This is a genomic window from Kitasatospora sp. NPDC088861 (assembly GCF_044750105.1).
Lineage (GTDB): Bacteria > Actinomycetota > Actinomycetes > Streptomycetales > Streptomycetaceae > Kitasatospora.
Genome location: NZ_JBIVJF010000023.1, coordinates 1 through 13,145, shown reverse-complemented (window position 1 = coordinate 13,145; position 13,145 = coordinate 1). Strand labels below are relative to the sequence as shown.

Here is a 13,145-nt window from a genome sequence, read left to right as displayed (position 1 = left end):
GCGCGGTCAGGTGGTCTCTATGCGGCGGGGACCAGGCTGCGGCGTCGGGTCGTACGGGCGCCGCTCAGCCCACGCCCAACGACCGCCGCAAGAACTCCAGTTCGTGCCGGAGCAGGTGCTCCACCACGGCCTCGTCGGTCGGCCGGTGGCCGGTGGCGCGCAGCGGCAGGACCTCGTGCGGGCGGCCGGCGGCGAGCAGGGCACTGGACAGCCGCAGGGCGTGGGCGGGGTGCACGTTGTCGTCCACGAGGCCCTGGATCAGAAGCAGCGGGCGGCTCAGCTTCGGCGCCTCGGCGATCAGTGAGCCGCTGTCGTAGTGCTCGGGGTGCTCGTCGGGGTGGCCGAGGAAGCGCTCCTGCCAGTGGGTGTCGTAGAGCCGCCAGTCGGTGGGGGCAGCTCCGGCCGACGCGGCGTGGAAGACGTCCGGGCGCCGCAACACGGCGAGCGCGGCGAGGTAGCCGCCGTAGGACCAGCCGCGGATGCCGACCCGGTCGAGGTCGAGCACTCCCGGCCGCAGCCGGGCCGTCTCCCACAGGCCCTCGATCTGGTCCTCGAGGGCGGGCCCGGCCTTGTCGCCGTAGACCGTCTTCTCCCAGTGCGGCCCGCGCCCCGGAGTGCCGCGGCCGTCCACCACCAGCACCGCGAAGCCTTGGTCGGCGAACCACTGGGACACCTGCTCGTGCCAGGCGCCGCCGGTGGTGGCCTTCTGCATCGCGGGCCCGCCGTACGGGTCGAGCAGGACGGGCAGCGGGGTGCCGCCGGGATGGTGGCCGGTGGGCAGGAAGAGGTTGGCGCGCAGTTCGCGCGGGCCGAGGCGGAGCAGCTCGGGGCGGGCGGTGACGACGGGCGCTTCGGTGTACGAGGTGAGCGGCAGCGGCGGGCGGCCCTCCCGCAGAACGGTGGCGCGGCCGTCGGTGGTGAGGACCAGCGTGCCGCCGCGCTCGACGCCGCCGTGTACGCCGGGCCCGCTGCTCAGCCTTTGTACGCCGGAGCCCGGTTCGTACGTCCACAGGTGGGTCTCGGTGGGTTCGTCGGAGGCGGTGAACAGCACCCGCTCGCCCTCCACCCCGACGACGGCCCGCAACTGCATCGCCTCCGGGGTGACCGGTTCGCCGTTCACGGTCAGGTGCCGGGTGTCGCCGAGGTCGGCGGTGTCGACCAGCGCCCCGCCCGCCGTCCGCACCGGCAGTCCCGGGAGCAGTTCGACCCACCGCGGGTCGGTCCGCTCGGCGAGCACCCGGGTGTCCCCGTCCGCCCCGATCGCCAACGTACGGACGGTGCGCTGGTCGCGGCTCTGCACGGCGGCGTACGGGCCGTGGTCGTCCCAGCCGGCGGCGGTGAGGTACTCGAAGGCGGCGCGGTCCCAGCGGACCTCCGTGCGGGTGCGGCGGCCGTCCAGCCCGAGCAGCCAGAGCGTGACGTCGGCGTTGGCGGTGCCGGCCAGCGGGTAGCGGATGGCGCGCGGGGGGTGCTGCGGGTCGGTGGGGTCGGCCAGGAAGAGCCGGGTAAGCGCACCGGCATCGACCCGGGCGACCAGCAGGGCGGTGCCGTCGGGGGACCACCAGTGGCCGCGGGTGCGGTGCATCTCCTCGGAGGCGACGTGCTCGGCGAGGCCGTAGCCGACGTCCTCGGACTCCGGCTCGGCCAGCGCCCGGTCGCCCGTACCGTCCGCACCGGCCACCCGCAGGACGCCGCCGCTGACGTAGGCGATCCGGCGGCCGGTCGGGTCGAGGCGGGGATCCACCGGCTGCTCGGCGGAGGCGAGCGGGCGGAGCGAACCCGAGGCGGTGTCGGCCAGCCACAGCGTGCCGTCCAGCGCGAAGGCGGCGAGCCGACCGGTGGCGTCGGTGCTGTACGCGGCGATGCCGCCGGAGGCGCCCAGCGCGGCCGGGTCGGCGACCAGCCGTTCCCGGCCGGTGGCGGTGTCGAGCGCCCAGAGGCAGGCGAGCGGGTCGGTGCCGCCGCGGCTGCGCAGGAACAGGACGGCGGCGCCGTCGGCGGTGATGCCCGGGTGGGCGGGGGCGCCCAGGGTGAAGCACCGGGTGCGGGCGAGCTGGCGCGGTAACGGGTCGGTCGTCATGCCGGGCACCATAGGCACGGCCGGCGCGGCGCTGTCGAGGGGAAAAACGGCCGGGGCCGCCGCGGATCTCAGGAATCCGCGGCGGCCCCGGAGCGGGCGGGCGTGAGCGTCAGTGGACGTCGCCCATGAGCGTGACGACCCGCTTGCGGTACATCGCCAGCGCGAGGCCGGCGACGATCGCCATGCCGCCCTGGACCGCGAAGTACCAGCTGCTGCCGACCACCTTGTCGCCCAGCACCAGCTGGAAGATGGCGGCCACGCAGTCACCGGCGGTGACTGCGAGGAACCAGACGCCGACCATCTGGCTGGCGTACTTGGCGGGCGCCAGCTTGGTGGTCACGGACAGGCCGACGGGGGAGAGGGCGAGCTCGCCGACGGTCTGGACCAGGTAGACCATGGCCAGCCACAGCGGGGTGACCTTGGTGTCGCCGGTGGCGGCGGCCATCGCCAGCATCATGACCATGAAGGAGGCGCCGATCATCAGCAGACCGAAGGCGAACTTCATGGTGGTGCTGGGGTTCTTCGACCGGCGGGCCAGGGCGACCCAGAGCCAGGCGAAGACCGGGGCCAGCGCCATGATGTACAGCGGGTTGAGCGACTGGAACCAGCTGGACGGGAAGTTGATCCCGAACAGCGTCGAGGCGGTGTGGTCCTTGGCGAAGACGTTCAGCGTCGAGCCGGACTGGTCGTAGATCATCCAGAACACGGCGGCGGCGACGAAGAACCAGATGTAGCCGCTCATCTTGGACTGCTCGTCGGCGCTGAGGTCCTTGTCGCGCTTCACCTTGGCGAACACGAAGAAGGGGATCGCCAGGCCGGCGATGGACAGCGGCCAGACGGCCCAGTCGATGGTGAAGTGGCCGGTGGAGACGACGATGCCGTAGAAGACGACCGCCGCGGCCAGCCAGATGCCGGCCTTGCGGAAGATCTTGCGCTTCTCGTCCGCGCCGATGGGCGAGGTCACGATGTCGCTGGTGGGGCTCAGGTGGCGGGTGCCCAGCAGGAACTGGAGCAGGCCGAGCGCCATGCCGATGCCGGCCAGGGCGAAGCCCAGGTGCCAGTCGACCTTCTGGCCGACGGTGCCGACCACCAGCGGGGCGAAGAACGCGCCGAGGTTGACGCCCATGTAGAAGATCGTGAAGCCGCCGTCGCGGCGCGGGTCGTTCGGGCCGTCGTAGAGGTGGCCGACCATCGTGGAGATGTTGGCCTTGAGCAGGCCGGAGCCCACCGCGATGCAGACCAGACCGGCGAAGAACGCGCCGGTGAACGGCACGGCCAGCAGGAAGTGGCCGAGCATGATGATCGTGCCGCCGATGGCGACCGTCTTGCGGGCGCCGAGGAAGCGGTCGGCGATCCAGCCGCCCGGGAGGGCCAGCAGGTAGACCATGGCCGTGTAGACGCTGTACACGGCGCCGGCGGTCGCCAGCTTCATGCCGAGGCCGCCGTCCGTGACGGAGGCGGTCATGTAGAGCACCAGCAGGGCGCGCATGCCGTAGTAGCTGAAGCGCTCCCACATCTCGCTCAGGAAGAGCGTGGCGAGCCCTCGGGGGTGACCGAGGAAGGTCTTGCCGCTGGGCGAGGCCGGGGTGAGGCCGGCTTCCAGGGTGGTAGACGCCATGAGTAGGGGTTCCTTGCCTGACAGCGTCCGCCAAGGGGGGTGGCGGCGGACGTGGACGGAACCACTCTACGTGGCGATATTTAGCGTTATCAGATGACAAAAGCCACGAATCAGGTATGGGAATGGCAAAGTCCGTGACAGATCTGCCCGATCTATCCATGGTAGACGGGCAAATTTCCCTTCAATTTCAAGATTGGAGGCCGGATTCTTCGCCGAACGGGCGGTCTGCGACGGCGTGTTGAGCCTGGAGGGGCTCTTGTGTAACGATCACGCTCTGTGAACTACCTCACAAGGCAGTCCGCCATACCCGGGCGGACTACCATCACCACATGACCTGTGTGCTGCTCGCCGAGGACGATCCGGCGATCTCCGAACCGCTCGCCCGAGCCCTGCGACGTGAGGGCTATGAGGTGCTCGTCCGCGAGGACGGTCCGACCGCACTGGCCGCGGGCCTGACCGAGGAGGTCGACCTCGTCGTCCTCGACCTCGGCCTGCCCGAGATGGACGGCCTGGAGGTCTGCCGTCGCCTGCGCGCCGACGGCAAGAGCTGCCCCGTCCTGGTGCTCACCGCCCGCGCGGACGAGGTGGACACCGTGGTCGGCCTCGACGCCGGTGCCGACGACTACGTGACCAAGCCCTTCCGCCTGGCCGAACTGCTCGCCCGCGTCCGCGCCCTGCTCCGGCGCGGCAACGTCGACCAGCTCACCACCGGCGCGCACGGGGTGAAGATCGACATCGAGTCCCACCGCGCCTGGCTCGGCGAGGAGGAGCTCACCCTCTCCGCCAAGGAGTTCGAGCTGCTGCGCGTCCTCGTCCGGGACGCCGGCCGGGTGGTCACCCGCGAGGAGATCATGCGGCAGGTCTGGGACACCACCTGGTGGACCTCCACCAAGACCCTGGACATGCACATCTCCTGGCTCCGCAAGAAGCTCGGTGACGACGCGGCGAACCCGCGCTACATCGCCACCGTGCGCGGAGTGGGGTTCCGGTTCGAGAAGAATTAGCCCCGTACGGAGAACGCGGCCGGGAGTCGGCCGATGAAGCGGAGCACCTCGGGGAGCGGCAGCGTGAAACGCCGGATGATCAACTCGCTGCTGGGCGTCGTCCTGGTGGTGGTCGTGGTGTTCTGCGTGCCGCTCGCCCTGGTCGAGAAGCGCACCATCGTCAACTCGGCCCAGGACCGGGTGGACGCGTCCGCCGTCCGGGTGCTCGCCCTGGTCGAGAACCGGCTCTCCGCGGGCGAGCCGGTCACCGGCCGGGCCTTCGACAACCAGGTCACCGAGGGCAGCTACGTCGAGGTGCAGATCCCCGGCCAGGACGTCGTCTCCAGCGGCGAACGCCTGGCCGGCGGCCACCTGCTGAAGGCCGTCGAACGCGGCAACAGCGGCGAGGTCGTCACCGTCGAGCAGTCCCGCGCGGACGTCGACCACGAGATCGCCAACATGCTGCTGCTGCTCGGCGTGGTCGCCCTGCTGGCCGTCCAGGCCGCCGTGGCGCTCGCCGTCTGGCAGGCCAAACGGCTCGCCCGGCCGCTCACCGACCTGGCCGAGACCGCCGAACGGCTCGGCTCCGGCGACCCGCGCCCCCGCGACCGCCGCTACGGGGTGCCCGAACTCGACCGGGTCGCCGAGGTGCTGGACACCAGCGCCGAGCGGATCGCCCGGATGCTCACCGCCGAACGCCGGCTCGCCGCCGACGCCTCGCACCAGCTGCGCACCCCGCTCACCGCGCTCTCCATGCGGCTGGAGGAGATCACCGCCCTCGCCGAGGAGCCGGAGACCGTCAAGGAGGAGGCGACCATCGCCCTCCAGCAGGTCGAACGGCTCACCGACGTCGTCCAGCGGCTGCTCACCACCCAGCGCGACCCGCGCAGCCCCACCGCGGTGGCCTTCGACCTGGACGAGGTGATCAAGCAGCAGGTCGAGGAGTGGGGCCCGTCGCTGCGCGAGACCGGCCGGGTGCTGTCCCTGGAGGGCCTGCACGGGGTCACCGCCGTCGGCACCCCGGGCACCGTCGCCCAGGTGCTGGCCACCCTGATCGAGAACTCGCTGATGCACGGCGCCGGGACGATCACCCTGCGGGTCCGGCCCTCCGGCACCTCGGTGGTGGTCGAGGTGCAGGACCAGGGCGCCGGCGTGCCGCCGGACCTCGGGAACCGGGTGTTCGAGCGCGCCGTCAGCGGCCGCAACTCCACCGGCATCGGCCTGGCCGTCGCCCGCGACCTCGCGGAGGCGGACGGCGGGCGGCTCGAACTGCTCTCGCTGAAGCCCGCGGTGTTCGCGCTCTTCCTCGGCCGCAGCCACGCGGACTGAGCCGGGGCGGGCACGGTCGGGAGTGCGGCCGTCCAGAGCGGACGGCCGGCCGGCTACTCGGCCTTGGCGTAGCGGATCTGCTCGGCGGCCAGCATCAGTTCGGCCTGGGCGGCCAGCTCCTGGCCGCTGGTGTCGTTGGTGCCGCTGGTGTCGCCGGTGCCGCTCGCTTCCTGCGCGACCGGCTCGGGCAGCGCCTTGAACACCCAGGTCCGGTACGAGAAGAAGCGGAACACGGTGGCCACCGCGAGGCCGGCCACCTTGGCGCCCAGCTGCTCGTAGTGCGAGTCGAGGCCGAGCACGTACACCGAGAAGCCGAGCACCCCGGTCTCGATCAGCATGCCGATGCCGCTGTACACCAGGAACAGCGTGATCTCCCGCTTGCGCGAGGCGGCGTCGCGGTCCCGGTACAGCCAGTAGCGGTAGCCCAGGTAGTTGGTGGCGATGGCGATCAGCGTCGCCGCGATGTTGGACCGCAGCGAGGCCAGGCCCAGCCCGTTGAGGCACACCCAGAACACGGCGAAGTTGACCACCACGCCGCTCAGGCCGACCAGGCCGAACTTCACCACTTCGCCTGACAGCCCCCGCAGTTTCTGCGAGAGCGAAGGGCTCGAAGCTGCGGTCGTCGCCATACCGGGCTGCCTCCATGTGCCTGCGGGTCGAAGAGCGGATCGCGTGGACGCGTCCACCCCTTGAGCCCTGCGTGCACGCACATGATCGGACTGCGCAGACCAGGACCTAGCCGTCCAGGCTACCCGCTTCCACCGAACGGCTCAGCCCCCAGGGCTCCGGGTTGACTGGGACGTCCAGCCCACCCCAGCGGTTCCACCGCCCCCGACCGGCCCGGATATCCTGGCGGGGTGACTTCCCCGGGCAATGTGAATTTTCCAGTGGTGGGCATGATCGGCGGCGGGCAGTTGGCCCGCATGGCACACCAGGCGGGCATCCCGCTCGGGGTCAGGTTCAAACTCCTCGCCGACACGCCCCAGGACTCCGCCGCACAGGTGGTCTCCGACGTCGTCCTCGGCGACTACCGCGACCTCGACACGCTGCGCCGCTTCGCGGCCGGCTGCGACGTGATCACCTTCGACCACGAGCACGTCCCCACCGAGCACCTGCGGGCCCTGGAAGCCGACGGCATCGCCGTCCGGCCCGGCCCGGACGCGCTGGTCAACGCCCAGGACAAGGGCGTCATGCGGGCCAAGCTCGACGCCATCGGCGTGCCCTGCCCCCGGCACCGGATCGTCGCCGACCCGGCCGACGTCACCGCCTTCGCCGCCGAGGGCTCCGGCTACCCGGTCGTGCTGAAGACCGTCCGCGGCGGCTACGACGGCAAGGGCGTCTGGGTCGTCGCCGGCGAGGAGGACGCGCAGGCGCCGTTCCTGGCCGGCGTCCCGGTGCTCGCCGAGGAGAAGGTCGACTTCGTCCGCGAACTCGCCGCCAACGTCGTCCGCTCGCCCAGCGGCCAGGCCGTCGCCTACCCGGTGGTGGAGAGCGTCCAGGAGAACGGCGTCTGCGCCGAGGTCACCGCCCCCGCGCCCGACCTCGACCCGGCCCTCTCCGACGAGGCCCAGCAGCTGGCGCTGCGCATCGCCGGCGACCTCGGCATCACCGGCCACCTCGCCGTCGAACTGTTCCAGACCAGGGACGGCCGGATCCTCGTCAACGAGCTCGCCATGCGCCCCCACAACTCCGGGCACTGGACCCAGGACGGCGCCGTCACCTCGCAGTTCGAGAACCACCTGCGGGCCGTCCTCGATCTCCCGCTCGGCGACCCCCGGCCGCGCGCCAAGTGGACCGTCATGGTCAACATCCTCGGCGGCGACTACCCGGACATGTACCACGCCTTCCTGCACTGCATGGCCCGCGACCCCGGCCTGCGGATCCACATGTACGGGAAGGACGTGAAGCCCGGCCGCAAGGTCGGCCACGTCAACGTCTTCGGGGACGACCTCGACGACGTCCGCGAGCGCGCCCGCCACGCGGCCGCCTACCTGCGAGGAACGATCACCGAATGACCTCCTCCCCTTCGAGCCCGCTCGTCGGCATCGTCATGGGCTCGGACTCCGACTGGCCCGTCATGGAGGCCGCCGCCCAGGCCCTCGACGAGTTCGAGATCCCCTACGAGGTCGACGTCGTCTCGGCGCACCGGATGCCCCGCGAGATGGTCGCGTACGGCGAGAACGCCCACCGGCGCGGCCTCAAGGCCATCATCGCCGGCGCCGGCGGCGCCGCCCACCTGCCGGGCATGCTCGCCTCCGTCACCCCGCTGCCCGTCATCGGCGTGCCGGTGCCGCTGCGCTACCTGGACGGCATGGACAGCCTGCTGTCCATCGTCCAGATGCCGGCCGGCGTCCCGGTCGCGACCGTCTCGGTGGCCGGCGCGCGCAACGCCGGCCTGCTCGCCGTGCGGATGCTGGCCGCGTTCGACCCCGAACTGACCGAGCGGATGACCGACTTCCAGGCCGAGCTGAACAACCAGGCCACCGAGAAGGGCAAGAAGCTCCGCGCCAAGGTGGCCGGTTCCTCCTCCTTCGGCTTCGGCAAGTAACCCCGGTGGTGGGGGTGGGGTAGAACAGCCGGTATGACTACCGCTCAGGACACCCCCACCCCGCTGGACCGCGCCCGGGCCCTGCTGCGCACCGCCCCCGTGGTCGACGGCCACAACGACCTCCCGTGGGCGATGCGCGAGCAGGCCGGGTACGACCTCGGCGCGGTCGACCTCGCCGCCGACCAGAGCGACCGCCTGCACACCGACCTCGCCCGCCTCGCGGAGGGCGGGGTCGGCGCGCAGTTCTGGTCCGTCTACGTGCCGACCCGGCTGGCCGGCGACCACGCGGTGAGCGCCACCCTGGAACAGATCGACTTCGTCCACGCCCTGGTCGAGCGCTACCCCGACCGGCTCCGGCTCGCCCGCACCGCCGACGACATGGAGGCCGCCCGCGCCGAAGGCCGGATCGCCTCCCTGATGGGCGCCGAGGGCGGCCACTCCATCGACTGCTCGCTCGCCACCCTGCGTGCTCTCCACGAGCTCGGCGTGCGCTACCTGACGCTCACCCACAACGACAACGTGCCGTGGGCCGACTCCGCCACCGACAAGCCGGCGGCCGGCGGGCTGACCCGGTTCGGCGAGGAGGTCGTCCGGGAGATGAACCGGCTCGGCATGCTCGTCGACCTCTCGCACGTCTCCGCCGACACCATGCGCGACGCCCTGCGGGTCACCGAGGCGCCGGTCGTCTTCTCGCACTCTTCGGCCCGCGCCGTCTGCGACCACCCGCGCAACATCCCGGACGACGTGCTCGCCCAGCTGCCCGCCAACGGCGGCGTGGCGATGGCCACCTTCGTGCCCAAGTTCATCCTGCCCGCCGCCATCGAGTGGACCCTCGCCGCCGACGAGAACATGCGCGCCCACGGCTTCCACCCGCTCGACACCACCCCGCCCGCGATGGAGCGCCAGCGCGCCTTCGAGGCCGCCAACCCGCGCCCGATCGCCACCCCGGCCACCGTCGCGGACCACCTCGACCACCTGCGCGAGGTCGCCGGCATCGACCACATCGGCATCGGTGGCGACTTCGACGGCACCGCCTTCCTGCCCGACGGCCTGGACTCGGTGGCCGGCTACCCCAACCTGATCGCCGAACTCCTGCGCCGGAACTGGTCCGAGGCCGACCTCGCCAAGCTCACCTGGCACAACGCCGTCCGCGTCCTGCGCGACGCCGAGTCCGTCGCCGCCGGGCTGCGGGCCAGCCGCCGCCCGTCCATCGCCACCATCGCGCAGCTGGACGGCGCGAAGGGCTGAGGTCAGCCCAGCCGCGGGATCTCGATGGCCGGGCACCTGTCCATCACCATGGCGAGCCCGGCCGTCCTGGTCCGCGCGTACGCGGCCTCGTCGACCACACCCAGCTGGAACCAGACGGCCTTCGCCCCGGCCGCCACCGCCTGGTCGGCCACCTCCCCGGCCAGCGCGCTGTTCACGAACACGTCCACCACGTCGACCGGGAACGGGATCTCGGCGAGCGAGGCGTAGCCGGGCTCGCCGAGGACCGTCTCGGCCTTCGGGTGCACCGGCACGACGCGCTTGCCGTACCGCTGGAGCACCCCGGCCACCCCGTAGGCGGCCCGGGCGGTGTTGTCGGACAGGCCGACCACCGCCCAGGTGTCGCCGGTGCCGGTGAGGATCTCGCGAACCGTCGCGTCGTCGCCGTAGCTCGTCATGCCGGTGCCAACGACGACCACGGGCGCCGGATTCCCGCGAGCCCCGTACGGAGAGGTCAGTCGAAGTACGCCTGCACCTGGCGGATGAAGGCGGGCCAGCGGCTGTCCGGCGAGCGCGAGCCGAGCTTCGCGTGGTTGAGGCTCGCCCGCAGGTTGTCCTTCAGCCGGACCGGGGAGTTCATGACGGCCTCGTTGCGACGGGCCAGCCGGTTGAGCTCCTCAGGGGTCGGCCAGCGGTCGCTCTTGGCGCTGTTGCACGCCCCGTGGGTCGGGGCGAGGTTCCACGGGCGGTCCAGGTCCGGTTGCGACCCGCCCGGCACGAAGTCGAATCGCCTCATGAGTGAGAACGGGAAGACGTGGTCGACGGCGGCCTTGTCCTCGGCGGTGATCGGCTCGTCGCAGATCAGGCAACGTCCGTACTGGAAGCCGATCAGGGCGTCGATGACCCCGGTGACGGGTCGGCGGCGGCGTCGGTCCATGAGGAGCCACTGCTCCACGTCCACATCGAGCTCGTCGGCGAGCAGGCCTCGGCCGATGCCCAGGGCGAAGGCGGACTCCACGATGCTCCAGCGTGCCGCCAACTCCGTCCGTAGCCCGGCGGCCTGCTCCGACGTCGCGATCTGCTGGAGGGCGGGAGTGAGCAGGACGACGCGATCCCGTCCCCGCCCGGACAACTCGTAGAAGCGGTGTGCGACCTCGGTGCCGCCCGCGAGGTTGTGGAACCGGTCCATGACCATGTCCGGCATCGACTTGCAGGCGGCTTGGAGGAGTCGCTCGGTGGGGCGTCCGGCGGCCAGGCACTCGTCGGTCTCCTGCGCGGAGACGGCGAGGAAGTCGTCGTCCCCGCCCATGGCCGGTGCCTGCGGGGCGTCGCGCAACCGGGTGACCAGAGCCATGGAGTACGGCTCGGCCAGCTCCTGCAGCGGCACCTCGGTGTGTCCGGCGGCCGCGCACTCCAGCAGGGCGGATCCCAGCGCGAACTTGTACGTGCGGGCGTTGCGGCCCATCAGGACGGCCTGTCGCCAGGCGGTGCGTGGCGTCGGCTCTCGCCGGTAGAACTCTGTCGTCATCGCGTGCTCCGGGTCGGTCGAACGGGAGGCGTAACTTCAGAACGAAGGGCGGAATTTCAGACGCGCCCGCCCCCAGGGGCCTGGGGGCGGGCGCGGGAAGTGTCGGCCAGGCGTCAGCTGGGGCGGCCGAGGGCGCGGTACGTCCAGCCGGCGGCGCGCCAGGCGTCGGCGTCCAGGACGTTGCGGCCGTCGAGGAGGCGGCGCTCGGCGACCACGGCGCCGAGGTCGGCCGGGTCCAGCTCGCGGAACTCGGCCCACTCGGTGAGGTGCAGGACGACGTGGGCGCCCTCGGCGGCCTCCAGGGCCGAGTCGGCGTAGGCGAGCGAGGGGAACATCTTGCGGGCGTTGTCGACGGCCTTCGGGTCGTAGACGGTGACCTGGGCGCCCTGGAGCTGGATCTGGGCGGCGACGTTGAGCGCGGGGGAGTCCCGGATGTCGTCCGAGTTGGGCTTGAACGCGGCGCCGAGGACGGCCACCCGGCGGCCCAGGAAGCCGCCGCCGCACTGCTCGCGGGCCAGCTCCACCATCCGGGAGCGGCGGCGCATGTTGATCGAGTCGACCTCGCGCAGGAAGGTCAGCGCCTGGTCGGCGCCGAGTTCGCCGGCCCGGGCCATGAACGCCCGGATGTCCTTGGGCAGGCAGCCGCCGCCGAAGCCCAGGCCGGAGTTGAGGAACTTGCGGCCGATCCGTTCGTCGTGCCCGAGCGCGGTGGAGAGCAGCGTGACGTCGGCTCCGGCCGCCTCGCAGACCTCGGCCATCGCGTTGATGAAGGAGATCTTGGTGGCCAGGAAGGAGTTGGCGGCGGCCTTCACCAGCTCGGCGGTCGCGTAGTCGGTGACCAGGAACGGCACCCCGGCCGCGATCGGCTCGGCGTACACCTCGCGCAGCAGCTGCTCGGCGCGCTCGCTGTGGGCGCCGACGACGATCCGGTCCGGGCGCAGGGTGTCCTGGACGGCGAAGCCCTCGCGCAGGAACTCCGGGTTCCAGGCGAGCTCGGCGCCCGCGCCGACGGGTGCCAGCGCGGCCAGCCGTTCGGCGAGCCGGCTCGCCGAGCCGACCGGCACGGTGGACTTGCCGACCACCAGGACCGGGCGGGTCAGGTACGGGGCGAGGCCGTCGATCGCGGTGTCGACGTACGACATGTCGGCGGCGAACTCGCCCTTGCGCTGCGGGGTGTTGACGCAGACGAAGTGCACGTCGCCGAACTCCGCGGCCTCCTGGACGGAGCTGGTGAAGCGCAGCCGGCCGGTCGAACCCTCGTGCCCGGCGACGTGCTTGAGCAGCAGCTCGGACAGCCCCGGTTCGTACATCGGGACGCGGCCGGCGGTCAGCGTGGCGATCTTGTCGGGGTCGATGTCCAGGCCCAGCACCTCGAAGCCGAACTCGGCCATCGCGGCCGCGTGCGTGGCACCGAGGTAGCCGGTGCCGATCACGGAGATGCGGAGGGTCACGGGTTCCCCTTTGTGCGGACTCGACCTGTACGGGTGCCTCTGATGCTATCCGCCCCGACGGATCCGGCCTCGATCGCCTGTGCGCCGGGGACGCTAGGCAGCCGCAGGTCGGAGCCCTAGGATCTCTACTGAACGGTAGTTAACCCCGGATTGACTTCGATCACTGGACGAGGCGGGCATCATGGCGGGCAGCGCAGGGGCGGCTGACTTCGATCTCTTCTGTATCTCCGAGGAGCACGAGATGCTCCGTGAGGCGGTGCGTTCGCTGGCCGAGGCGAAGATCGCTCCGTTCGCGGCGGAGGTGGATGAGCAGGGGCGGTTCCCGCAGGAGGCGTTGGACGCGTTGCGGGGGAGTGACCTGCATGCGGTGCACGTGCCGGAGGAGTTCGGTGGTGCGGGGGC

12 protein-coding genes are annotated in these 13,145 nt (G+C 71.7%); 6 read left to right on the top strand and 6 right to left on the bottom strand.

Annotated features, from left to right (window positions below; genetic code table 11):
- Positions 1–64 precede the first annotated feature (64 nt).
- Both ACIP37_RS28920 and ACIP37_RS28915 read right to left on the bottom strand, forming a co-directional pair.
- Positions 65–2,080 (bottom strand): prolyl oligopeptidase family serine peptidase, encoded by a 2,016-nt coding sequence (locus tag ACIP37_RS28920; RefSeq protein ID WP_400811344.1) that lies wholly within the window; start codon positions 2,078–2,080, stop codon positions 65–67.
- A gap of 109 nt (positions 2,081–2,189) precedes the next feature.
- Complete coding sequence (locus ACIP37_RS28915) at positions 2,190–3,698, bottom strand: oligopeptide:H+ symporter (RefSeq protein ID WP_363588034.1); 1,509 nt, start codon at positions 3,696–3,698, stop codon at positions 2,190–2,192.
- 329 nt (positions 3,699–4,027) lie between these two features.
- On the opposite strand from ACIP37_RS28915, the gene ACIP37_RS28910 reads away from it, so the two are divergent.
- Positions 4,028–4,702, top strand: a complete 675-nt coding sequence (locus ACIP37_RS28910) for a response regulator transcription factor (RefSeq protein WP_030290974.1) — start codon at positions 4,028–4,030, stop codon at positions 4,700–4,702.
- Positions 4,703–4,765: 63 nt separating this feature from the next.
- Entirely contained in the window at positions 4,766–6,010 is a 1,245-nt protein-coding gene (locus tag ACIP37_RS28905) for an ATP-binding protein (protein WP_363588083.1), read from the top strand.
- A 53-nt stretch (positions 6,011–6,063) separates the two neighbouring features.
- On the opposite strand, the gene ACIP37_RS28900 is transcribed toward ACIP37_RS28905, so the two are convergent.
- A complete protein-coding gene (locus tag ACIP37_RS28900; RefSeq protein WP_363588032.1) occupies positions 6,064–6,639 on the bottom strand; it encodes a GtrA family protein in 576 nt (191 codons plus the stop codon).
- Between the two features lie 246 nt (positions 6,640–6,885).
- On the opposite strand from ACIP37_RS28900, the gene ACIP37_RS28895 reads away from it, so the two are divergent.
- The 3 genes from ACIP37_RS28895 to ACIP37_RS28885 are packed head-to-tail and all read left to right on the top strand — an operon-like array spanning position 6,886 to position 9,806.
- The gene (locus ACIP37_RS28895) at positions 6,886–8,025 is read left to right on the top strand and encodes a 5-(carboxyamino)imidazole ribonucleotide synthase (RefSeq protein WP_363588030.1); all 1,140 of its coding nucleotides are present in this window, start codon (positions 6,886–6,888) and stop codon (positions 8,023–8,025) included.
- Positions 8,022–8,558, top strand: coding sequence for a 5-(carboxyamino)imidazole ribonucleotide mutase (gene purE, locus ACIP37_RS28890; RefSeq protein ID WP_063349101.1), 537 nt, complete (start codon positions 8,022–8,024; stop codon positions 8,556–8,558). Before ACIP37_RS28895 ends, purE begins: the two co-directional genes overlap by 4 nt.
- Before the next feature lie 33 nt (positions 8,559–8,591).
- A complete protein-coding gene (locus ACIP37_RS28885; RefSeq protein ID WP_363588028.1) occupies positions 8,592–9,806 on the top strand; it encodes a dipeptidase in 1,215 nt (404 codons plus the stop codon).
- Positions 9,807–9,808: 2 nt separating this feature from the next.
- Here ACIP37_RS28885 and ACIP37_RS28880 read toward each other — a convergent pair whose 3' ends face one another.
- From ACIP37_RS28880 to ACIP37_RS28870, 3 genes are all read right to left on the bottom strand, one after another.
- Positions 9,809–10,222: a CoA-binding protein gene (locus ACIP37_RS28880; protein ID WP_363588081.1), complete on the bottom strand. Its 414-nt coding sequence runs from the start codon at positions 10,220–10,222 to the stop codon at positions 9,809–9,811.
- Between the two features lie 56 nt (positions 10,223–10,278).
- Positions 10,279–11,292, bottom strand: a complete 1,014-nt coding sequence (locus ACIP37_RS28875) for an HNH endonuclease (protein ID WP_400811346.1) — start codon at positions 11,290–11,292, stop codon at positions 10,279–10,281.
- 113 nt (positions 11,293–11,405) lie between these two features.
- Entirely contained in the window at positions 11,406–12,743 is a 1,338-nt protein-coding gene (locus ACIP37_RS28870; protein WP_363588024.1) for a UDP-glucose/GDP-mannose dehydrogenase family protein, read from the bottom strand.
- 181 nt (positions 12,744–12,924) lie between these two features.
- Between ACIP37_RS28870 and ACIP37_RS28865 the strand changes: the two genes are divergently transcribed.
- Positions 12,925–13,145 (top strand): acyl-CoA dehydrogenase family protein (locus ACIP37_RS28865; RefSeq protein WP_400844702.1); only part of this gene is annotated, 221 nt, incomplete at its 3' end.

What these genes read in the sequence shown, in the direction of transcription:
- ACIP37_RS28920 (WP_400811344.1), bottom strand. Translation starts at nt 2,080, where the DNA reads ATGACGACCGACCCGTTACCGCGCCAGCTCGCCCGCACCCGGTGCTTC.
- ACIP37_RS28915 (WP_363588034.1), bottom strand. Translation starts at nt 3,698, where the DNA reads ATGGCGTCTACCACCCTGGAAGCCGGCCTCACCCCGGCCTCGCCCAGC.
- ACIP37_RS28910 (WP_030290974.1), top strand. Translation starts at nt 4,028, where the DNA reads ATGACCTGTGTGCTGCTCGCCGAGGACGATCCGGCGATCTCCGAACCG.
- ACIP37_RS28900 (WP_363588032.1), bottom strand. Translation starts at nt 6,639, where the DNA reads ATGGCGACGACCGCAGCTTCGAGCCCTTCGCTCTCGCAGAAACTGCGG.
- purE (WP_063349101.1), top strand. Translation starts at nt 8,022, where the DNA reads ATGACCTCCTCCCCTTCGAGCCCGCTCGTCGGCATCGTCATGGGCTCG.
- ACIP37_RS28885 (WP_363588028.1), top strand. Translation starts at nt 8,592, where the DNA reads ATGACTACCGCTCAGGACACCCCCACCCCGCTGGACCGCGCCCGGGCC.
- ACIP37_RS28880 (WP_363588081.1), bottom strand. Translation starts at nt 10,222, where the DNA reads ATGACGAGCTACGGCGACGACGCGACGGTTCGCGAGATCCTCACCGGC.
- ACIP37_RS28875 (WP_400811346.1), bottom strand. Translation starts at nt 11,292, where the DNA reads ATGACGACAGAGTTCTACCGGCGAGAGCCGACGCCACGCACCGCCTGG.